This is a genomic window from Nocardioides pakistanensis, from assembly GCF_054781215.1.
On the sequence record NZ_BAAGUV010000066.1, the window covers coordinates 1 to 19,267 of the forward strand.

The following is a 19,267-nucleotide window of genomic DNA, read 5'->3' on the forward strand; positions in this document are numbered from 1 at the left end:
CACCGACCACCAAGCCCGCGCCGCGACTTGCCTCACGGCAGCGGCTTGACATAGGAGAAACCCATGAGTGACGCGAGCTGGTCCGCCGGTCTGGTGATGGCCCTGGTGGGTGCGCTGCTGGGCTGGTTCGTGCCCGCACTCATCGCGCGGATCCCCGAGCCCGAGCCGGAGCTCCCCGACGAGGAGGGCGCAGCAGGGGAACCGCCGGCGGGCCCCGTCCCGGAGACCGAGGAGCCCAAGGAGCTCTACGCCTCGATCGCGGCCCTCCCCGGGCTGGCCTGGAAGTCGGCCCTGGCCTCCGGCCTCGCGGCGGGCGTGGTCGGGCTGCGGGTGGGGTGGGACCCGGCGCTCCTGGTCTGGGCCTACCTGGTCCCGGTCGGTGTCGCGCTGGCGGTGGTCGACTGGCGGACCCGGCTGCTTCCGACGAAGGTGATCGCCCCGTCCTACCTCGTGGTCGGCGGCCTGGCCGTGGTGGCCGCCGTGCTCACCGGGGACGGGGGCGACCTGGTCCGGGCCGGCCTGGGCTGGCTGGTGGCCGGGGGCACCTTCTTCGTGCTGTGGTTCATCTACCCGCGGGGGATGGGGTACGGCGACGTGCGGCTGTCCGGAGTCCTCGGCATCGCGCTGGGACTGCTCGGTTGGGGCGAGCTGCTCGCCGGGGTCTACGCCGGCTTCCTGCTCGGCGGGGTCGGCGGGCTGCTGCTCTCGGCGCTGCGGATCGTCGACCGGAAGGCCTACCCGTTCGGCCCGTTCATGATCCTCGGCGCCCTGGTCGGCGTGGTCGTCGGCCCCGGTGTCGCTGCGTGGTACGCCTGAACGACGCCACCGGACGGCGTGAAAGACTGGGCGCATGCTGCGTTGGCTCACTGCGGGCGAGTCTCACGGACCCGCCCTTGTCGCTGTGCTCGAAGGCCTCCCTGCCCATGTGGAGGTGACCTCCGGTGACATCTCCGACGCACTCGCCCGGCGCCGGCTCGGCTACGGCCGCGGCGCGCGGATGAAGTTCGAGGCCGACGAGATCGAGATCATCGGCGGTCTGCGGCACGGGCGCACTCTCGGCAGCCCGGTGGCGATCCGGATCGGCAACAGCGAGTGGCCCAAGTGGGAGAAGGTGATGTCGGCCGACCCGGTGGACCCCGCCGAGCTGGAGGCGCTGGCCCGCAACGCTGCACTGACCCGTCCCCGTCCCGGTCACGCCGACCTGGTGGGCATGCAGAAGTACGACTTCGAGGAGGCCCGGCCGGTGCTCGAGCGGGCCTCGGCGCGGGAGACCGCGGCCCGGGTCGCGCTCGGTGCGGTCGCGATGAAGTTCCTCGAGCAGTCGGTCGGGGCGCGGGTGGTCTCCCACGTCGTCTCCATCGGTACGGCGAAGGCACCGGCCGGCGTGGTGCCGGTGCCCGAGGACGTCGAACGCCTCGACGCCGACCCGGTGCGCTGCCTCGACGCCGACGCGAGCAAGGCGATGGTCGCCGAGATCGACCAGGCCCACAAGGACGGCGACACCCTCGGCGGCGTCGTCGAGGTCGTCGTGCACGGGCTGCCGCCGGGCCTGGGCTCCCACGTGCACTGGGACCGGCGCCTCGACGCTCGGCTCGCCGCCGCCCTGATGGGGATCCAGGCGATCAAGGGGGTCGAGGTCGGGGACGGCTTCGAGCTGGCCGCGACGCCGGGCTCGCGGGCACACGACGAGATCGTCGGCACCGACCAGGGCATCCGGCGCACCTCCGGCCGTTCGGGGGGCACCGAGGGCGGCATGTCCACCGGCGAGCAGCTGCGGGTGCGGGCCGCGATGAAGCCGATCGCCACCGTGCCGCGGGCGCTGCGCACCGTCGACGTGTCCACAGGTGAGGAGGCGGTCGCCCACCACCAACGCTCCGACGTCTGCGCGGTCCCCGCGGCGGGCATCGTCGCCGAGGCGATGGTCGCGCTGGTGCTCGCCGAGGCGGTGCTGGAGAAGTTCGGTGGCGACTCGGTCGGGGAGACCCGGCGCAACTACGAGGGGTACCTCTCCTCGCTGAGGTACTCGTGAGCCCGCTGCGTCCCCGTGTCGTCCTGGTGGGCGCCATGGGTGCCGGCAAGACCACGGTCGGCGAACGGCTCGCCGAGTCGTGGGGGATCGCCCTGCGGGACACCGACCGGGACGTGGAGGCCACCGAGGGCCGCCCGATCTCCGAGATCTTCGTCGACCGGGGCGAACGCTACTTCCGCGACCTCGAGCGCGAGGCCGTGGCCAAGGCGCTCGCCGAGCACGACGGCGTGCTGGCCCTCGGCGGCGGCGCGGTGCTCGACGCCGAGACCCGGAGCGCGCTGGCCGGCCACACCGTGGTCTTCCTCCACGTCGGGTTGGTCGACGCGGTCAAGCGGGTCGGCCTCGGCTCGGCGCGGCCGCTGCTGCTGGGCAACGTCCGGGCCCGGGTGAAGGCGCTGCTCGACGAGCGGCTGCCGTTGTACCAGGAGGTCGCCACCCTCACCGTCGAGACCGACGGCCGCAGCGTCGAGGAGGTCGTCGACGAGGTGCGTGCCCGGGTGGAGGCCGCCGAGGCGGACGACGACGAAGGAGACCGATGAGCGACCTGTCCACCCTGCACGTGGCGGGGGCGGCGCCGTACGACGTCGTCGTCGGCACCGGACTCCTCGGCGAGCTGCCGGCGATGCTGGGCGAGGGAGTCCAGCGGGTCGCGGTGATCCACCCCCGCGCGCTCGCCGCGACCGGCGAGGTGATCCGCGAGGACCTCGCCGCCCAGGGGTACGACGCGCACGTGATCGAGATCCCCGACGGCGAGGAGGCCAAGCTCGCCCCTGTCGCGTCGTTCTGCTGGCAGGTGCTCGGGCAGACCGGCTTCACCCGCTCCGACGCGATCGTGACCGTGGGCGGAGGGTCCACGACCGACATGGGCGGTTTCGTCGCCGCGACGTGGCTGCGCGGGGTCAAGGTCGTGCACATGCCGACCACGCTGCTGGCCATGGTCGACGCCGCGGTCGGCGGCAAGACCGGGATGAACACCTCTGAGGGCAAGAACCTCGTCGGGGCGTTCCACGAGCCCGCCGGGGTGCTTTGCGACCTGGCCACCCTGGAGTCGCTGCCGCGCAACGAGCTGGTCAGCGGCCTGGCCGAGGTGATCAAGTGCGGGTTCATCGCCGACCCCGCCATCCTCGACCTGGTCGAGGGGGACCCGACCGAGGCGACGACCGCCGGCACCGCGGTCCTGCGGGAGCTGATCGAGCGGGCCATCCGGGTGAAGATCGACGTGGTCACCACGGACCTGAAGGAGACCGGCGGGACCGCCGGCCACCCGGGCCGGGAGGTGCTCAACTACGGGCACACCCTGGGTCACGCCGTGGAGCGGGTCGAGCGCTACAAGTTCCGGCACGGTGCCGCGGTCTCGATCGGGATGATGTTCGTCGCCGAGCTCGCCCGGCTGGCCGGGAAGCTCGACGAGCCGACCGCCGAACGACACCGCGCTGTGCTGGAGCTCGTCGGGCTGCCGACGTCGTACCGCGGGGGCGTCTGGGGCCAGCTGCACGAGGCGATGAAGGTCGACAAGAAGTCCCGGGGAGACCAGCTCCGGTTCGTGGTCCTGGAGGGTCTCGCCCGGCCGTCGATCCTGGCTGCACCCGATCCCGCCCTGCTGACCGCTGCCTACGCCGAGATCTCCCGCTGAGGCCCGAGCCGTTCAGACCAGCTCGTGCACGAAGTCGCTGAGCTGGGCCAGGTTGCGGCACTCGACCATCGAGATCAGCTCTGCGTACTCCCGTGCAGCCGAGTCGCCGGTGTCCCAGTGCCGGGCGTGCTCGGGGTTGAGCCACCACGCGTGACGGGTCTGCCGGACGATGTCGGCGAAGGCCGGCAGCGCGAGGTCGCCGTAGTTGGACCGGGCGTCGCCGAGCACCAGGAGTGACGTCTTCGGCCCGAGGGCGTCGGCGTGCCGGTCGCGGAACTGGGTGAGCGCCCGCCCGTAGTCGGTGCGTCCCCACAGTGCGGCGTGCGCGACGGAGGCCGCCAGCTCGGTCATGGTGTCCGCGACGTCCGCCCCGGGCCGGAAGTGCTCGGTGACCTCGTGGACCTGGTCCACGAAGGTGAACGCACGGACCTTGGTGAACTGCTCGCGCAGCGCGAACACGAGGAACAGCGTGAACTGGGCGAACTGCGCCACCGAACCGCTGACGTCGCACAGCACCACGAGCTCGCTGCGGTGCGGCCGCTTCGGGCGCTGGTGCGTGGTGATCGGGACGCCGCCGGTGGACATCGAGGCGCGGACGGTGCGCCGGAAGTCGAGCGGACCACGCCGCCGGGCGTGCTGCTCCTTGGTCAGCCGCGTCGCGAGGCGGCGGGCCAGCGGATAGATCTCGCGGCGCATCTGCTCCAGCTCCGCCCGGTGGGCGGAGGTGAAGGGGATCTGGTCCACCGGCGGGCGCAGGGTGGCTTCCAGAACGGCCTGCGGCGTCTTGTCCTGGGAGATCCGGCGTCGTACCTCGGCCTCGACCCGGCGACCGAACGCCGCGGCCCGGCGCTCCGCCGCACGTCGCGGCTCGTCACCGGGCACCGATCCCGCGAGCGCGCCGGCGACCCGGCCGACCAGGTCGTCGACGGAGAGCCGGGAGAGGGTCTGGTGCGCGGACCAGGCCGACATCCCCTGCCCGCGCTGCGGCAGTGATCCCAGCCGCTCGACGGCCTCCACGGCGAGGGCGGCCAGCGCCTGCTCGTCCCCGTTCGCGAGCGCGTCGGCGACCCGGGAGCGGAGGTCGTCCAGCGCGTCTCCGGGGACCGCAGCGGTCGTCGGCTCGTCGTCGGCCGCGGCGTCGCCGCGCGCTCCGGAGCCGACCAGCGCCGGGAAGAACAGGTCGAAGACCGCCTCGAAGCTCGGCCGGTGCACCTGCTGCTTGACCAAGGTCGCGGCGTAACCGGCCCGCAGCAGCTCCCGGTCGTGGAGCCCCAGCGCGGTGACCGCCCGCACCGCGTCGAGACCCTCGGCCACCGACACCGGGAGGCCCGCGGTCCGCAGCGCCTCGACGAACTCGATGTGCCGGTCTAGGAGCGCCATGGCCGTGCGTCGCGCTGTCGCAGGGCTCGGGTCGCCTTCTCGTGGTCGGACGCGTGCTTGAGCACGACACCGAGCGTCGCCGTGACCGCCGCGTCGTCGAGGTCGCCGATCTCCAGCGCGATCAGCGTCCGGGCCCAGTCGATCGACTCCGAGATCGACGGTGCCTTCTTCAGGTCGAGGTCGCGCAGCCGGGCCACGGTCTCGGTGACCTGGGCGGCCAGGCCGGCGGCGATGCCGGGCACCTGGGACTCCACGATCTCGCGCTCGCGGTCGGCGTCGGGATAGTCCAGGTGCAGGTAGAGACAGCGCCGCTTGACCGCCTCGGACAGCTCGCGGGTGGCGTTGGAGGTCAGCACGACGAACGGTCGACGTACGGCGGTCACGGTGCCCAGCTCCGGGATCGTGACCTGGAAGTCGGACAGCACCTCCAGGAGGAGTCCCTCGACCTCGACGTCGGTCTTGTCCACCTCGTCGACGAGCAGCACGGTCGGCTCCTCGCGCCGGATCGCGGTGAGCAGCGGCCGGGTGAGCAGGAACTCGTCGGTGAAGATGTCGTCGTGGGTCTGCTCCCAGGCGGCGTCGTTGCCGGCGGCCTGGATCCGCAGCAGCTGCTTCTTGTAGTTCCACTCGTAGAGCGCTCGGGCCTCGTCGAGCCCCTCGTAGCACTGCAGCCGCACCAGCCCCGCCCCGGTCGCCCGGCTGACCGCCTTGGCCAGCTCGGTCTTGCCGACCCCGGCCGGTCCCTCGATCAGCAGCGGCTTGCCGAGCTCGCCGGCGAGGTAGGTCGTGGTCGCGGTGGCCGCGTCGGGCAGGTAGCCCGCCCCGTGCAGCCGCGTCTCCGCGTCGGCGGGGGAGGCGAACCAGGTGCTCATCGCGCCAGGGTAGTCGGCGGGATTCGTCGCGAGGCGGGCCGGTCGTTAGACTCGGACGCTGCATCGCTCCTTGAAGAAGAGAACAGGATCCCCACGCGCATGGCGACGACCAACGACCTCAAGAACGGCATGGTTCTCAACCTCGACGGACAGCTCTGGTCCGTCGTGTGGTTCCAGCACCACAAGCCCGGCAAGGGCGGCGCGGTGGTCCGCACCAAGCTGAAGAACATCGAGTCGGGCAAGACCGTCGACAAGACCTTCAACGCCGACGTCAAGGTCGAGGTCGCGAACGTCGACAAGCGGACGATGCAGTACCTGTACAACGACGGCACGTCGTACGTCTTCATGGACACCGGCACCTACGAGCAGATCGAGGTCGCCCCCGACCTGGTCGGCGACGCCAAGAACTTCCTGCTCGAGAACCAGGAGGCGATCGTCGCCACCAACGAGGGCCGCGTGCTCTACGTCGAGCTCCCGGCCTCGGTCGAGCTGACCGTCGAGTACACCGAGCCCGGCCTGCAGGGCGACCGCTCCACCGGCGGCACCAAGCCGGCCCGCCTGGAGACCGGCCACGAGATCCAGGTGCCGCTGTTCATCTCGACCGGCGAGAAGATCAAGGTCGACACCCGCGACAGCAGCTACCAGGGCCGAGTCAGCTCCTGATGAGCGCTCGCTCCAAGGCACGCAAGCGCGCGCTCGACATCCTGTTCGAGAGCGAAGCACGGGGTGTCGCCGCCGAGGAGGTGCTCCGTGAGCGCCTCACCGCCGGCGACCCACCCGTGAACGAGTACACCGTCGTCCTCGTCAACGGGGTCGTCGAGCACTCCGCGCGCATCGACGAGCTGCTGGCGACGTACGCCGAGGGTTGGACGCTGGACCGGATGCCGGCGGTGGACCGCAACGTGCTGCGGCTGGGGATCTTCGAGATCCTGTACGTCGACGACGTCCCCGACGCGGTCGCGGTGAGCGAGGCGCTCAACCTGGTCCGCGACCTCTCCACCGACGAGTCACCCACCTTTGTCAACGGGGTGCTGGGCAGCATCGTGCGCAACAAGCCCGCGCTGTCCGTGTGACGACCGTCGCGTACGGAACGGTCGGCTCCGGCTGGTAGGCTCCGGAGCGTTCGACATCCTTTAACGAGCCGTCCCGTGAGGCGGAGAAGGAGGTCTGGCTCGCTCATGCCTGCCGAGACGACGGCACCACCGGGCGGGGACGGACGCACCGTCCTCGACGCGCGTGACATCTCCCGCGCCCTGACCCGCATCGCCCACGAGATCCTCGAGCGCAACAAGGGTGCTCACGACCTCGTCCTCCTCGGCATCCCCAGCCGCGGGGTCCCGCTCGCGCAGCGGATCGCGGCGAAGATCGCCGCCGTCGAGGGCATCGACGTCCCGGTCGGCTCGCTCGACGTGACGATGTACCGCGACGACCTGCGGATGCGCCCGGCACGCACCCTGCTCCCCACCGAGATCCCCACCGGCGGCATCGACGGCAAGGTGGTCGTCCTCGTCGACGACGTGCTGTTCTCCGGTCGCACGATCCGGGCCGCGCTCGATGCGATGAACGACGTCGGCCGGCCGCGGTCGGTGCGGCTGGCGGTGCTGGTCGACCGCGGCCACCGCGAGCTCCCGATCCGCGCGGACTTCGTCGGCAAGAACCTCCCGACCTCGCTGGTGGAGAAGGTCGCGGTCCGGCTCGAGGAGTTCGACGGCGGCGACTCGGTCGTGATCTCCGGCGGCACCGCCGGCGAGGAGGCGAGCGCGTGAACCGCCACCTGCTCAGCACCGGCGACCTGACCCGTGACGACGCCGAGCTGATCCTCAGCACCGCCGAGGAGCTGCGCTCGCTGGCCGACCGGCCGATCAAGAAGCTGCCCGCCCTGCGCGGGCGCACCGTGGTGAACCTGTTCTTCGAGGACTCCACCCGCACCCGGATCTCCTTCGAGGCCGCGGCCAAGCGGCTCTCGGCCGACGTGATCAACTTCTCCGCCAAGGGGTCGAGCCTGAGCAAGGGCGAGAGCCTGAAGGACACCGCGCTGACCCTGGAGGCGATGGGCGCCGACGCGGTCGTCGTACGCCACTGGGCCTCCGGTGCGCCACACCTGCTCGCGAACTCCGGCTGGGTCCGCTCGAGCGTGGTCAACGCCGGTGACGGCACCCACGAGCACCCGACGCAGGCACTGCTGGACGCGTTCACGATGTGGCGCCACCTCGGCAGCCTCGACGGCCGCCGGGTGGCCGTCGTCGGCGACATCCTGCACAGCCGGGTGGCGCGCTCCAACGCGCTGCTGCTGCGCACCCTCGGCGCGGAGGTCACCCTCGTCGCGCCGCCGACCTTGCTGCCCGTCGGGGTGGAGAGCTGGGACGCCGAGACGTCGTACGACCTCGACGCGGTGCTGCCCAAGGCCGACGCGGTGATGATGCTGCGGGTCCAGCGGGAGCGGATGAACGCCGCCTTCTTCCCGACCCAGCGCGAGTACAGCCGCCGCTACGGCCTCGACGCCCGGCGGATGGGGATGCTGCAGGACCACACGATCGTGATGCACCCCGGCCCGATGATCCGCGGCATGGAGATCACCGCCGACGTCGCCGACTCCGACCGCTCCGTGATCGTCGAGCAGGTCACCAACGGGGTCGCGGTCCGGATGGCGGTGCTCTACCTGCTGCTCAGCGGCAACGAGTCCGACGCCGGCCGTGCGCCGGCCACCACCGACACCGACGGAGCGCAGGCGTGAGCAGCCACCTGATCAGACGAGCCCGGATCCTCGGCGGCGAGCCCACCGACCTGCTGCTGCGCGACGGGGTGATCGCCGCGATCGGCGATGGCCTGGAGGCCGACGGTGCCGAGGTGGTCGAGGCCGACGGGCTGGTCGCCCTGCCCGGGCTGGTCGACCTGCACACGCACCTGCGCGAGCCCGGCAGGGAGGACGCCGAGACCGTCGAGACCGGCACCCGCGCCGCGGCCCTCGGCGGGTTCACCGCCGTGCACGCGATGGCCAACACCGACCCGGTTGCGGACACCGCGGGCGTCGTCGAGCAGGTCTGGCGCCTCGGGCGCGAGGCGGGGCACTGCGACGTGTTCCCGGTCGGCGCCGTCACGGTCGGGCTCCAGGGGGAGCGGCTGGCCGAGCTCGGCGCGATGGCCGACTCCGCCGCCCGGGTGCGGGTCTTCTCCGACGACGGCAAGTGCGTCTCCGACGCGGTGCTGATGCGCCGCGCGCTGGAGTACGTCAAGGCCTTCGACGGCGTCGTCGCCCAGCACGCCCAGGAGCCGCGGCTGACCGAGGACGCCCAGATGAACGAGGGCGAGCTCTCCGGCCGGCTCGGGCTGCGCGGCTGGCCCGCGGTCGCCGAGGAGGCGATCATCGCCCGCGACTGCCTGCTCGCCGCCCACGTCGGCTCCCGGCTGCACGTGTGCCACGTCTCGACGGCCGGCTCGGTGGAGATCGTGCGCTGGGCCAAGAGCAAGGGGTGGGACGTCACCGCCGAGGCGTGCCCGCACCACCTGCTGCTCACCGACGAGCTCGCCGCGACCTACGACCCGATCTACAAGGTCAACCCGCCGCTGCGCTCGGCCGCCGACGTGGAGGCGCTCCGGGCCGGCCTGGCCGACGGCACGATCGACATCGTCGCCACCGACCACGCGCCGCACCCGCTGGAGGACAAGGACTGCGAGTGGCAGGACGCGGCCTTCGGGATGCTCGGCCTGGAGACCGCGCTGTCGATCGTGCAGCAGACCATGGTCGACGCCGGGCTGCTGGACTGGGCGGGCGTCGCCGAGCGGATGTCCTACGCCCCGGCGCGCATCGGCCGGCTCGAGGAGCACGGTCGGCCGCTGGCCGAGGGGGAGCCGGCCAACGTCGTGCTCTACGACCCCGCGTTCACGCGCGTGGTCGACCCGGCGGAGCTGGCGTCGCTGTCGCGCAACACCCCGTACGCCGGACGGGAGCTGCCGGGTCGCGTGGTGGCGACCTTCCTGCGTGGTCGGCCGACCGTGCTCGACGGGAAGCTCGCATGACCCCGCTCGCGGCCGGTGCACCGGAGTGGCTGGCCCCGGTGCTGGTCATGTTCGCGCTGCTCGGGCTGGCCTACGTCGGCATGTGGCGCGGCTGGCGCGCCCGCGCACGGCGCCATGACCTGCCGCCCCTGCCACCCGCGCCGCCGGTGGCCGAGCTGCCCGAGGCGAAGCTCCAGGCCGGCGCCCGCTACTTCGGCACGACGGTCAGCGGCAACTGGCTCGAGCGCGTCACCGCCCAGGGACTCGGCGCCCGGAGCAGCGCCCGGCTGTCGCTCTCGCCCGAGGGGATCGACGTGATCCGGCTCGCCGGCAGCTTCCGGATTCCCGCCGAGGCGCTCCGCGGAGCACGCCACGACCAGGGGATCGCCGGCAAGGTCGTGCCTCCCCACGGCGTGCTGGTGGTGACCTGGCAGCACGGCGACCTGCTCCTCGACACGGGGTTCCGTCTGGAGCCGGGCCGTGAGGGCACCGGCCGCCCCGACATCACCGAGACCCACAACGCCTGGGTCCGCTCCATCAGCAAGCTCGTCCGGGAACACAAGGAGCACACTGAATGAGTCTCGATCAGCGGGGCGACACGCTCGACCAGCACGCCGACAGGCCCACCCGGCGCAGGACCGTGCCGGCCCTGCTCGTCCTCGAGGACGGCCGCGCCTTCCACGGCGAGTCGTTCGGCGCCGAGGGGGAGACCTTCGGCGAGGCGGTGTTCTCCACCGGCATGTCCGGCTACCAGGAGACGCTCACCGACCCGTCGTACCACCGTCAGGTCGTCGTGATGACCGCGCCGCACGTCGGCAACACCGGCATCAACGACGAGGACCCCGAGTCCGGCCGGATCTGGGTCAGCGGGTACGTCGTACGCGACCCCGCCCGGGTGCCCTCGAACTGGCGGAGCCGGCGTTCGCTCGACGACGAGCTCCGCGCACAGGGTGTCGTCGGCATCTCCGGGGTAGACACCCGGGCGTTGACCCGGCACCTGCGTGAGCGCGGCGCGATGCGCGTGGGCATCTCGACCACGGAGACCGACCCCGAGGCGCTGCGCCGCCGGGTGCTGGAGGCGCCCGACATGACGGGCGCCGACCTGACCGCCGACGTGACCACGCCGGAGGCCTACGTGGTGCCGGCGGCGGGGGAGAAGCGGTTCACGGTGGTCGCGCTCGACCTCGGGATCAAGTCGATGACCCCGGCGATGATGGCCGAGCGCGGCATCGAGGTGCACGTGCTCCCGGCCAAGTCGACCCTGGAGGAGGTGCTCGCGGTCGAGCCCGACGGAGTGTTCTTCTCCAACGGTCCCGGCGACCCCGCCGCGACCACCCACGAGATCGCACTCCTGCAGGGCGTGCTCGAGCGCGGCATCCCGTACTTCGGTATCTGCTTCGGCAACCAGCTCTTCGGCCGGGCGCTCGGCTTCGGCACCTTCAAGCTGAAGTACGGCCACCGCGGGATCAACCAGCCGGTGATGGACAGGACGACCGGCAAGGTGGAGGTCACCGCGCACAACCACGGCTTCGCCATCCAGTGGCCGGCGCCCTCCTTCGGACCGCAGGCCACGCCGTACGGCGAGGCCAGCGTGAGCCACGTCTGCCTCAACGACGACGTCGTCGAGGGCCTGGAGCTGCGCGACGGGTCCGGTGCGCTCAAGGCGTTCTCGGTGCAGTACCACCCCGAGGCGGCCGCCGGTCCGCACGACGCGGCGTACCTGTTCGACAGGTTCACCGACCTGATGTCCGAACGACGGGCGTCGGTCTCGAGACGGGCTGCCTCGTCGCCCTCCTCGACCACCGGAACGGAGGAGAGCTGAGATGCCCAAGCGCGACGACATCAAGAGCGTGCTCGTGATCGGCTCCGGGCCGATCATCATCGGCCAGGCCGCGGAGTTCGACTACTCCGGCACCCAGGCCTGCCGCGTGCTGCGCGACGAGGGCCTTCGGGTGATCCTGGTCAACTCCAACCCGGCGACGATCATGACCGACCCGGAGTTCGCCGACGCCACCTACATCGAGCCGATCACCCCGGAGTACGTCGAGAAGGTGATCGACAAGGAGCGCCCCGACGCGCTGCTCGCCACCCTCGGCGGCCAGACCGCACTCAACGCGGCGATGGCGCTCGACAAGGCCGGCGTGCTCGACAAGTACGGCGTGGAGCTGATCGGTGCCTCCATCGACGCCATCGAGCGCGGCGAGAACCGCGAGTCGTTCAAGCGGATCGTCGAGGAGCTCGGCGGAGAGGTGGCCAGGTCGGTCATCTGCCACTCGATGGACGACTGCCTCGCCGCCGCCGACCAGCTCGGCTACCCGATGGTGGTGCGGCCCAGCTTCACCATGGGCGGCACCGGCTCCGGGATGGCCTACGACGAGACCGACCTGCGCCGCATCGCCGGCGCGGGTCTCGCCGCCAGCCCGACCACCGAGGTGCTCCTGGAGGAGTCCATCCTCGGCTGGAAGGAGTACGAGCTGGAGGTGATGCGCGACAAGGCCGACAACGTCGTCATCGTCTGCTCGATCGAGAACCTCGACCCGATGGGCGTGCACACCGGCGACTCGATCACGGTCGCCCCGGCGATGACGCTGACCGACCGCGAGTACCAGAAGATGCGCGACCTCTCCATCGGGATCATCCGTTCGGTCGGCGTCGACACCGGCGGCTGCAACATCCAGTTCGCGGTCGACCCGAGCGACGGCCGGTTGATCGTGATCGAGATGAACCCCCGCGTCTCCCGCTCCAGCGCCCTGGCGTCGAAGGCGACCGGCTTCCCGATCGCGAAGATCGCGGCGAAGGTGGCGATCGGCTACACCCTCGACGAGATCCCCAACGACATCACCAAGGAGACCCCGGCCAGCTTCGAGCCGACGCTCGACTACGTCGTGGTCAAGGTGCCGCGGTTCGCCTTCGAGAAGTTCCCGACCGCCGACCCCACGCTGACCACGCACATGAAGTCCGTGGGCGAGGCGATGGCGATCGGCCGCAACTTCACCGAGGCGCTGCAGAAGTCGCTGCGCAGCCTGGAGCACAAGAGCGCGATCTTCGACTGGAGCAGCGAGCCGGCCCCGCTCGCCGAGCTGATGGATTCGGTCCGGACGCCGCACGACGGCCGGCTGCGCGAGGTGATGGACGCGATCCGCGCCGGCGCCACGCCCGAGGAGCTGCACGAGGCCACCAAGATCGACCCCTGGTTCCTGGACCAGCTGTCCCTGATCGACGAGGTGGCCACCGACATCCGCGAGGCCGACGACCTCGACGCGGTCCTGATCCGGCGCGCCAAGCGGCACGGGTTCTCCGACGCCCAGATCGCCGGCATCCGCGGGATGAGCGAGGACGTGGTCCGCGGCGTGCGCTGGGCGCTCGGGCTTCGGCCGGTCTACAAGACCGTCGACACCTGCGCTGCCGAGTTCGCCGCACGGACGCCCTACCACTACTCCTCCTACGACGAGGAGACCGAGGTGGCGCCGCGCGAGCGGCCGGCGGTGATCATCCTGGGCTCCGGCCCGAACCGGATCGGCCAGGGCATCGAGTTCGACTACTCGTGCGTGCACGCGTCGCTGGCGCTGTCCGAGGCCGGCTACGAGACCGTGATGGTCAACTGCAACCCCGAGACCGTCTCCACCGACTACGACACCAGCGACCGGCTCTACTTCGAGCCGCTGACGCTCGAGGACGTCCTCGAGATCGTCAACGCCGAGCAGCAGGCCGGGCCGGTCGCGGGCGTGATCTGCCAGCTCGGCGGCCAGACCCCGCTCGGGCTCGCGCAGGGGCTCGAGGACGCCGGGGTGCCGATCGTCGGGACGGCTCCGGAAGCGATCCACCTCGCCGAGGAGCGCGGCGCGTTCGGGCGCGTGCTCGCCGAGGCCGGTCTGCCCGCGCCCAAGCACGGCACAGCGACGTCGTACGACGAGGCCCGGGTGATCGCCGAGGAGATCACCTACCCGGTGCTCGTGCGGCCGTCGTACGTGCTCGGTGGCCGCGGCATGGAGATCGTGTACGACGACGACGCGCTGCGCAGCTACATCACCCGGGCGACGGAGATCTCGCCGGAGCACCCGGTGCTGGTCGACCGGTTCCTCGACGACGCGGTGGAGATCGACGTCGACGCGATCTTCGACGGCGAGGAGCTGTTCCTCGGCGGCGTGATGGAGCACATCGAGGAGGCCGGCATCCACTCCGGTGACTCGAGCTGCGCACTGCCGCCGATCACCCTCGGTCGCGAGACGATCGAGCGGATCCGGCGCTCCACCGAGGCGATCGCCCGGGGCGTCGGCGTGCGGGGGCTGCTCAACGTGCAGTACGCCATGGCCTCCGACGTCGTCTACGTCCTCGAGGCCAACCCGAGGGCGTCGCGGACGGTGCCGTTCGTGTCGAAGGCGACCGCAACGCCGCTGGCCAAGGCCGCCGCACGGGTGATGCTCGGTGAGTCCATCGCCTCGCTCCGCGAGAAGGGCGTGCTCCCGGCCGTCGGCGACGGCGGCGACCTGCCCACCGACGCGCCGATCGCGGTCAAGGAGGCCGTGATGCCGTTCAACCGGTTCCGCACGATCGACGGCCGCAACGTCGACACCGTGCTGGGTCCGGAGATGCGCTCCACCGGTGAGGTGATGGGCTTCGACGCGGTGTTCGGGACCAGCTTCGCCAAGTCCCAGACCGCGGCCTACGGAGCCCTGCCGACCGAGGGCAAGGTGTTCGTGTCGGTGGCCAACGTCGACAAGCGGCACATGATCTTCCCGATCAAGCGGCTCTACGACCTCGGCTACGAGATCCTCGCCACCGAGGGCACCGCGGAGGTGCTGCGCCGCAACGGCGTGCCGGCCGAGGTGGTGCGCAAGCACAGCGAGGGGCCCAGCGCCGAGGGGAAGCCGACGATCGTGGGGCGGATCCTCGACGGTGAGGTCCGGCTGATCGTGAACACCCCGCACGGCACCACCTCGGGCGGCTCGCCGCGTCTGGACGGCTACGAGATCCGGACCGCGGCGATCCTCGCCGACATCCCCTGCATCACCACGATCCAGGGCGTCGCGGCGGCGGTGCAGGGGATCGAGGCGATGCGAGCCGGCGACATCCAGGTCAGGTCGCTGCAGGACTGGGCGGCCCACGTTCGTCCCGACGTCGTCGGGTGACCGCGTGAGTCCGTACCGCTGGCTGTTCGACCACGTCCTCACGCGGGTCGACGCAGAGACCGCGCACCGGGCCGGGTTCGCCGCCCTGTGCGCGGGACGGCCGGCGCTCGCCGGGCTCACCCGGCGCCACGCTGGCCCGGCGGCCCCGGTCCGGGCGCTGGGGCTGAGCTTCCCCGGGCCGCTCGGGCTGGCGGCCGGCTTCGACAAGAACGCCGAGGGCATCGACGCGCTCGCCGCGCTCGGGTTCTCCTTCGTCGAGGTCGGCACCGTCACCGGCGAGCCCCAGCCGGGCAACCCGCGGCCCCGGCTGTTCCGGCTGCCCGCGGACCGCGCTGTCGTGAACCGGATGGGGTTCAACAACGACGGTGCCGAGGCCGTCGCCCGGCGGTTGGCGGCACGGGCCCGCCGTGGTGTCGCCCGTCCCGTGGTGGTCGGGGTCAACATCGGCAAGACCAAGGTCGTCCCCGAGGAGCAAGCGGTCGCCGACTACGAGAAGAGCACCCGGCTGCTGGCGCCGTACGCCGACTACCTCGTGGTCAACGTCAGCTCCCCGAACACCCCCGGACTCCGCGACCTGCAGGCGGTGGAGAAGCTGCAGCCGCTGCTGGAGGCGGTGCGCCGTCAGGCCGACGCGGTCGCTGCTGCACGGGTTCCGCTGCTGGTGAAGATCGCGCCCGATCTCAGCGACGACGACGTGCTCGCCGTCGCCGACCTCGCCGGCGCGATCGGGCTCGACGGCGTGGTCGCCACGAACACCACGATCTCGCGGGTGGGGCTGGTCTCCAGCCCCGAGGCGATCGCCCGCGCCGGCGACGGCGGCCTCTCCGGGGCGCCGCTGCGACAGCGGTCGCTGGAGGTGCTTCGCCTGCTCCGCGGCCGGCTCGACCCGGCCACCGCGGTGGTCTCCGTGGGTGGGATCAGCACGGCAGCCGACGCCCAGGAGCGCCTCGACGCGGGTGCGGACCTGCTCCAGGCCTACACCGCGTTCATCTACGAAGGCGCGCTCTGGCCGTCCCGGCTGCAGCGGGAGCTGGCCGCGCCGGCCGACGACCGGGGCCGCACCGGGTCGACGCGATGACCCAGGCGACGCGGGGACCCCTCCGGGTCGAGGCGGAGGTGCTGAGCAACAAGCGGGCCGGCGCGTTCCACCACCTGACCCTGGTCGCCCCCGGCATCGCCGAGCGGTTCCGGCCCGGCAACCTCGTCGCGCTCGCCGTCGGCGGCCCGCTCAGCGACCGGCTGCTGAGACGCGCCCTGCCGGTGTACCGGGCCCGCGCCACCGGCACGTACCGCAGCACGGTCGAGGTCGTGCTCTCGGTCGCCGAGCCGGGGCAGGCCTGGCTCGCCGACCTCGCGACCGGGACCCGCGTCGACGTCGTCGGACCGCTCGGCCGTCCCTACGCGCTGCCCAAGGAGCCGGTGGCCTGCGTGCTGGCCGGCCACGGAGCGGCAGCCGCGTCGCTGTTCGGCCTCGCCGAACGACTGCGTGAGCGCGGGTGCACGGTGCACATGGTGCTCGGCGGGGCCACCGAGCGGGAGGTGCTCGGCGTGCTCGACGCCAAGCGGGCGGTGCGCACGGTCGTGGCCACCACCGAGGACGGCTCGCTCGGTGTCCGCGGCAGCGTCGCCGGCGTGCTGCCGGAGGTGCTGGAGCGGACCGCGGCCGACGTCGTCTACGCGGCCGGGCCCGTGAAGATGCTGCACGAGTCCGCGGCGGCCGCGGAGCAGCACGGCGCGTGGAGCCAGACCGCGGTCGACGTGGAGCTGATGTGCCTGACCGGCGCCTGCCAGACCTGCGTCGTGCCGGTGGTGGGGGAGGACGGGGTGTCGCGGATGGTGCGCGCCTGCGTCGAGGGGCCGGTGTTCCGGGGGGACCGCGTGCGCTGGGACGACCTGGGCGCCGTGCCGGCCGACGTCCGGGGTGCTCGCACGGAGGGTCCAGCCCGATGACACAGGTGGACCTCGCGACCGATCTCGGGGAGCTGACCCTGGCCAACCCGGTCATGGTGGCCGCCGGTTGCGGCGGCTCCGGGCGCGAGCTCGTCCCCTACGGAGACCTCGGCGACCTGGGTGCGCTGGTGACGCGCTCGGTCACCCTCGACCCGCAGGCCGGCGGCGTGCCCCCGCGGGCGGTGGAGACCGTCGGTGGCCTGCTCAACGACGCCGGTCCGCAGGGACCGGGGCTGCAGACCTTCCTCGCCACCGACCTGCCGTGGCTGGCCCAGCAGCGCGTGCGCACGGTGGTCTCCGTGGCCGGCGCGAGCCTGGGGGAGTGGACCGAGCTGGCCCGCCGGGTCGGGCTGAGTCCCGGCCTCTCCGGCATCGAGGTCAACCTGGCGTGGCCGGCCGGCAGGCTCGGCCGAGACTCCTACCAGGCAGGCAAGGTGCTCGCCGCGGTGCGTCGCGACGTGCCGCGCGGGGTGCCGGTCCTGGCCAAGATCCCCGCCGAGCTCCCGCACGCCGTCGACGTCGCCCGCTCGGTCGTCAAGGAGGGAGCCGACGCGGTCGTGGTCGCGGCTGCGGTCCCCGGCCTGGTGCTCGACGAGAGCACCCTCCGGCCGGCACTCGGCAGCGGCGGCGGGACGTTGAGCGGCCCGGCCCTGCACGCGGTCGTGCTCCGTGCCCTGTGGGAGCTGCACACCGCCCTGCCCGGCGTACCCCTGGTCGGCAGCGGCGGGGTCCGCAACGGGTTCGACGCCCTGGCGATGCTTGCCGCGGGTGCCCGCGCCGTCCAGGTCGGCACCGCCCTGCTGCACGACCCGACCTTGCCCGGACGCATCGTCACCGGGCTCACCGACGAGCTGGCTCGGCGCGGCTTCCCCTCGGTCGCCGCGGCCGTCGGCAGCGCCCACCGACCCACCGACCCGACGGGAGAGCTCTGATGACGTTCGGCACCCGGTTGCGCGAGGCCATGGACGCCCGCGGACCGCTCTGCGCGGGGATCGACCCGCACCCCGGCCTGCTCACCGACTGGGGTCTGACCGACAGCCCGGAGGGGCTGGAGACCTTCGCGATGACCGCGGTGGAGGCCTTGGCCGAGACGGCCGCGGCTCTCAAGCCGCAGTCGGCGTTCTTCGAACGGCACGGGTCCCGCGGCGTGGCGGTCCTGGAGAAGGTGATCGCCGAGGCCCGCGCCCGCGGAAGCCTCGTGGTGCTCGACGTCAAGCGCGGTGACATCGGATCCACCGCGCAGGCCTATGCCGACGCCTACCTCGACGCGTCCTCGCCGCTGGCCGTGGACGCGATCACGGCCAGCCCCTATCTCGGCTTCGGCTCGCTGGACCCGATGATCGACACCGCGCTGGCCAACGGAGCCGGCATCTTCGTCCTGGCGCTCACCTCCAACCCGGAGGGGCCGCAGTTCCAGCACGCGAGGACCGCGGACGGGCGCACGGTCGCCGGCGCCGTGCTCGACGCGATCGCGGCCCGCAACGCCGGAGCGGAGCCGCTCGGCTCGGTCGGTGCGGTGGTCGGCGCGACGATCGGGGAGACGTCGGAGAACCTGGCCGTCAACGGCCCGCTGCTCGTGCCCGGGCTCGGGGCGCAGGGCGGCACCCCGTCCGACGTACGCCGGATCTTCGGTGCCGCGGCGCGCAACGTGCTGGCCAGCAGCTCGCGGGAGATCCTCCGGGCCGGACCGGTCCGGTCCGCCCTGCGCGAGGCCGCGGCTCGCACAGCGCGGTCGCTCGAGGAGCTGGGGGCACCGTGAGCGCCGTACGTCGCTCCGCCGCTGCCGTGCTCGGGATCGTGGTGGCCGCGTCGCTGGCCGGCTGCGCCACCGAGACGGAGAGGTACTGCGACGCGATCGAGGACCAGAAGCAGGAGCTCTCCGACCTGGCCGCCCGGTCCGCGGACCCCGACACCGACGTGCTCGCCGAGACCCTCGCGGTGTGGCAGGACCTTCACGAGGCGGCTCCCGACGACATCGCCGACGAGTGGCAGACCCTGGTGTTCGCCCTCGAGGGGCTCGTCGACGCCTTCGACGCGGCGGGCACCACGCCGAGCGAGTACAACCCCGAGGAGCCACCGGCCGGGGTGTCGGAGGAGGAGGCGCAGCGGCTCGAGGACGCCGCAGCGGAGCTGGCCTCCCGCCGGGTCACCGCCGCCGGCGACGGCGTGGAGCAGCACGCCAAGGACGTCTGCAAGGTCGACCTCGGCCTCGGCGCGGGCTGAGCGGCCGGTCGCCCCGGCGCCGGCCCGCACGCCGCACCCGCGTTGCGGTGCGCTG

At 72.4% G+C, this 19,267-nt stretch carries 19 protein-coding genes; 17 read left to right on the forward strand and 2 right to left on the reverse strand.

Annotated elements, in window-relative coordinates:
* Window positions 1–63 precede the first annotated feature (63 nt).
* The 4 genes from ACYVIH_RS19405 to aroB are packed head-to-tail and all read left to right on the forward strand — an operon-like array spanning window position 64 to window position 3,662.
* Window positions 64–816 (forward strand): prepilin peptidase, encoded by a 753-nt coding sequence (locus tag ACYVIH_RS19405; protein WP_460871187.1) that lies wholly within the window; start codon window positions 64–66, stop codon window positions 814–816.
* A 34-nt stretch (window positions 817–850) separates the two neighbouring features.
* Entirely contained in the window at window positions 851–2,029 is a 1,179-nt protein-coding gene (gene aroC, locus ACYVIH_RS19410) for a chorismate synthase (RefSeq protein WP_460871188.1), read from the forward strand.
* Window positions 2,026–2,568 carry a shikimate kinase gene (locus ACYVIH_RS19415; RefSeq protein ID WP_460871189.1) on the forward strand — a complete coding sequence of 181 codons (543 nt, stop codon included), beginning with the start codon at window positions 2,026–2,028 and terminating at the stop codon, window positions 2,566–2,568. The genes aroC and ACYVIH_RS19415 overlap by 4 nt, the downstream gene beginning before the upstream one ends.
* Window positions 2,565–3,662: a 3-dehydroquinate synthase gene (gene aroB, locus ACYVIH_RS19420; RefSeq protein WP_460871190.1), complete on the forward strand. Its 1,098-nt coding sequence runs from the start codon at window positions 2,565–2,567 to the stop codon at window positions 3,660–3,662. The genes ACYVIH_RS19415 and aroB overlap by 4 nt, the downstream gene beginning before the upstream one ends.
* Window positions 3,663–3,674: 12 nt before the next feature.
* Here aroB and ACYVIH_RS19425 read toward each other — a convergent pair whose 3' ends face one another.
* Both ACYVIH_RS19425 and ACYVIH_RS19430 read right to left on the reverse strand, forming a co-directional pair.
* The gene (locus ACYVIH_RS19425) at window positions 3,675–5,042 is read right to left on the reverse strand and encodes a vWA domain-containing protein (protein ID WP_460871191.1); all 1,368 of its coding nucleotides are present in this window, start codon (window positions 5,040–5,042) and stop codon (window positions 3,675–3,677) included.
* Window positions 5,030–5,914 (reverse strand): AAA family ATPase, encoded by an 885-nt coding sequence (locus ACYVIH_RS19430; protein WP_460871192.1) that lies wholly within the window; start codon window positions 5,912–5,914, stop codon window positions 5,030–5,032. The genes ACYVIH_RS19425 and ACYVIH_RS19430 overlap by 13 nt, the downstream gene beginning before the upstream one ends.
* A 99-nt stretch (window positions 5,915–6,013) precedes the next feature.
* On the opposite strand from ACYVIH_RS19430, the gene efp reads away from it, so the two are divergent.
* The 13 genes from efp (at window position 6,014) to ACYVIH_RS19495 (ending at window position 19,212) form a co-directional block, all read left to right on the forward strand.
* Entirely contained in the window at window positions 6,014–6,577 is a 564-nt protein-coding gene (gene efp / locus ACYVIH_RS19435; protein WP_460871193.1) for an elongation factor P, read from the forward strand.
* Window positions 6,577–6,987, forward strand: coding sequence for a transcription antitermination factor NusB (nusB, locus tag ACYVIH_RS19440; protein ID WP_460871194.1), 411 nt, complete (start codon window positions 6,577–6,579; stop codon window positions 6,985–6,987). Before efp ends, nusB begins: the two co-directional genes overlap by 1 nt.
* A gap of 105 nt (window positions 6,988–7,092) precedes the next feature.
* Window positions 7,093–7,680, forward strand: a complete 588-nt coding sequence (pyrR, locus tag ACYVIH_RS19445) for a bifunctional pyr operon transcriptional regulator/uracil phosphoribosyltransferase PyrR (RefSeq protein ID WP_460871195.1) — start codon at window positions 7,093–7,095, stop codon at window positions 7,678–7,680.
* Window positions 7,677–8,648, forward strand: coding sequence for an aspartate carbamoyltransferase catalytic subunit (locus ACYVIH_RS19450; RefSeq protein ID WP_460871196.1), 972 nt, complete (start codon window positions 7,677–7,679; stop codon window positions 8,646–8,648). The genes pyrR and ACYVIH_RS19450 overlap by 4 nt, the downstream gene beginning before the upstream one ends.
* A complete protein-coding gene (locus ACYVIH_RS19455) occupies window positions 8,645–9,931 on the forward strand; it encodes a dihydroorotase (protein WP_460871197.1) in 1,287 nt (428 codons plus the stop codon). The genes ACYVIH_RS19450 and ACYVIH_RS19455 overlap by 4 nt, the downstream gene beginning before the upstream one ends.
* Complete coding sequence (locus ACYVIH_RS19460; protein WP_460871198.1) at window positions 9,928–10,488, forward strand: PH-like domain-containing protein; 561 nt, start codon at window positions 9,928–9,930, stop codon at window positions 10,486–10,488. The genes ACYVIH_RS19455 and ACYVIH_RS19460 overlap by 4 nt, the downstream gene beginning before the upstream one ends.
* Window positions 10,485–11,732, forward strand: coding sequence for a glutamine-hydrolyzing carbamoyl-phosphate synthase small subunit (carA, locus tag ACYVIH_RS19465; protein ID WP_460871199.1), 1,248 nt, complete (start codon window positions 10,485–10,487; stop codon window positions 11,730–11,732). The genes ACYVIH_RS19460 and carA overlap by 4 nt, the downstream gene beginning before the upstream one ends.
* Window position 11,733: 1 nt before the next feature.
* A complete protein-coding gene (gene carB, locus ACYVIH_RS19470) occupies window positions 11,734–15,039 on the forward strand; it encodes a carbamoyl-phosphate synthase large subunit (protein ID WP_460871200.1) in 3,306 nt (1,101 codons plus the stop codon).
* Window positions 15,040–15,043: 4 nt separating this feature from the next.
* A complete protein-coding gene (locus ACYVIH_RS19475) occupies window positions 15,044–16,117 on the forward strand; it encodes a quinone-dependent dihydroorotate dehydrogenase (RefSeq protein WP_460871201.1) in 1,074 nt (357 codons plus the stop codon).
* Window positions 16,114–16,989 carry an iron-sulfur cluster-binding protein gene (locus ACYVIH_RS19480; protein WP_460871202.1) on the forward strand — a complete coding sequence of 292 codons (876 nt, stop codon included), beginning with the start codon at window positions 16,114–16,116 and terminating at the stop codon, window positions 16,987–16,989. Before ACYVIH_RS19475 ends, ACYVIH_RS19480 begins: the two co-directional genes overlap by 4 nt.
* On the forward strand, window positions 16,986–17,921 hold the full coding sequence (locus ACYVIH_RS19485; RefSeq protein WP_460871203.1) for a beta/alpha barrel domain-containing protein: 936 nt from the start codon (window positions 16,986–16,988) through the stop codon (window positions 17,919–17,921). Before ACYVIH_RS19480 ends, ACYVIH_RS19485 begins: the two co-directional genes overlap by 4 nt.
* The gene (pyrF, locus tag ACYVIH_RS19490; protein ID WP_460871204.1) at window positions 17,921–18,748 is read left to right on the forward strand and encodes an orotidine-5'-phosphate decarboxylase; all 828 of its coding nucleotides are present in this window, start codon (window positions 17,921–17,923) and stop codon (window positions 18,746–18,748) included. The genes ACYVIH_RS19485 and pyrF overlap by 1 nt, the downstream gene beginning before the upstream one ends.
* Window positions 18,745–19,212: a hypothetical protein gene (locus tag ACYVIH_RS19495; protein ID WP_460871205.1), complete on the forward strand. Its 468-nt coding sequence runs from the start codon at window positions 18,745–18,747 to the stop codon at window positions 19,210–19,212. Before pyrF ends, ACYVIH_RS19495 begins: the two co-directional genes overlap by 4 nt.
* The last annotated feature ends 55 nt before the right edge of the window (window positions 19,213–19,267 follow it).

What these genes read in the sequence shown, in the direction of transcription:
- ACYVIH_RS19405 (WP_460871187.1), top strand. Translation starts at nt 64, where the DNA reads ATGAGTGACGCGAGCTGGTCCGCCGGTCTGGTGATGGCCCTGGTGGGT.
- aroC (WP_460871188.1), top strand. Translation starts at nt 851, where the DNA reads ATGCTGCGTTGGCTCACTGCGGGCGAGTCTCACGGACCCGCCCTTGTC.
- aroB (WP_460871190.1), top strand. Translation starts at nt 2,565, where the DNA reads ATGAGCGACCTGTCCACCCTGCACGTGGCGGGGGCGGCGCCGTACGAC.
- ACYVIH_RS19425 (WP_460871191.1), bottom strand. Translation starts at nt 5,042, where the DNA reads ATGGCGCTCCTAGACCGGCACATCGAGTTCGTCGAGGCGCTGCGGACC.
- ACYVIH_RS19430 (WP_460871192.1), bottom strand. Translation starts at nt 5,914, where the DNA reads ATGAGCACCTGGTTCGCCTCCCCCGCCGACGCGGAGACGCGGCTGCAC.
- efp (WP_460871193.1), top strand. Translation starts at nt 6,014, where the DNA reads ATGGCGACGACCAACGACCTCAAGAACGGCATGGTTCTCAACCTCGAC.
- nusB (WP_460871194.1), top strand. Translation starts at nt 6,577, where the DNA reads ATGAGCGCTCGCTCCAAGGCACGCAAGCGCGCGCTCGACATCCTGTTC.
- pyrR (WP_460871195.1), top strand. Translation starts at nt 7,093, where the DNA reads ATGCCTGCCGAGACGACGGCACCACCGGGCGGGGACGGACGCACCGTC.
- ACYVIH_RS19460 (WP_460871198.1), top strand. Translation starts at nt 9,928, where the DNA reads ATGACCCCGCTCGCGGCCGGTGCACCGGAGTGGCTGGCCCCGGTGCTG.
- carA (WP_460871199.1), top strand. Translation starts at nt 10,485, where the DNA reads ATGAGTCTCGATCAGCGGGGCGACACGCTCGACCAGCACGCCGACAGG.
- carB (WP_460871200.1), top strand. Translation starts at nt 11,734, where the DNA reads ATGCCCAAGCGCGACGACATCAAGAGCGTGCTCGTGATCGGCTCCGGG.
- ACYVIH_RS19480 (WP_460871202.1), top strand. Translation starts at nt 16,114, where the DNA reads ATGACCCAGGCGACGCGGGGACCCCTCCGGGTCGAGGCGGAGGTGCTG.
- ACYVIH_RS19485 (WP_460871203.1), top strand. Translation starts at nt 16,986, where the DNA reads ATGACACAGGTGGACCTCGCGACCGATCTCGGGGAGCTGACCCTGGCC.
- pyrF (WP_460871204.1), top strand. Translation starts at nt 17,921, where the DNA reads ATGACGTTCGGCACCCGGTTGCGCGAGGCCATGGACGCCCGCGGACCG.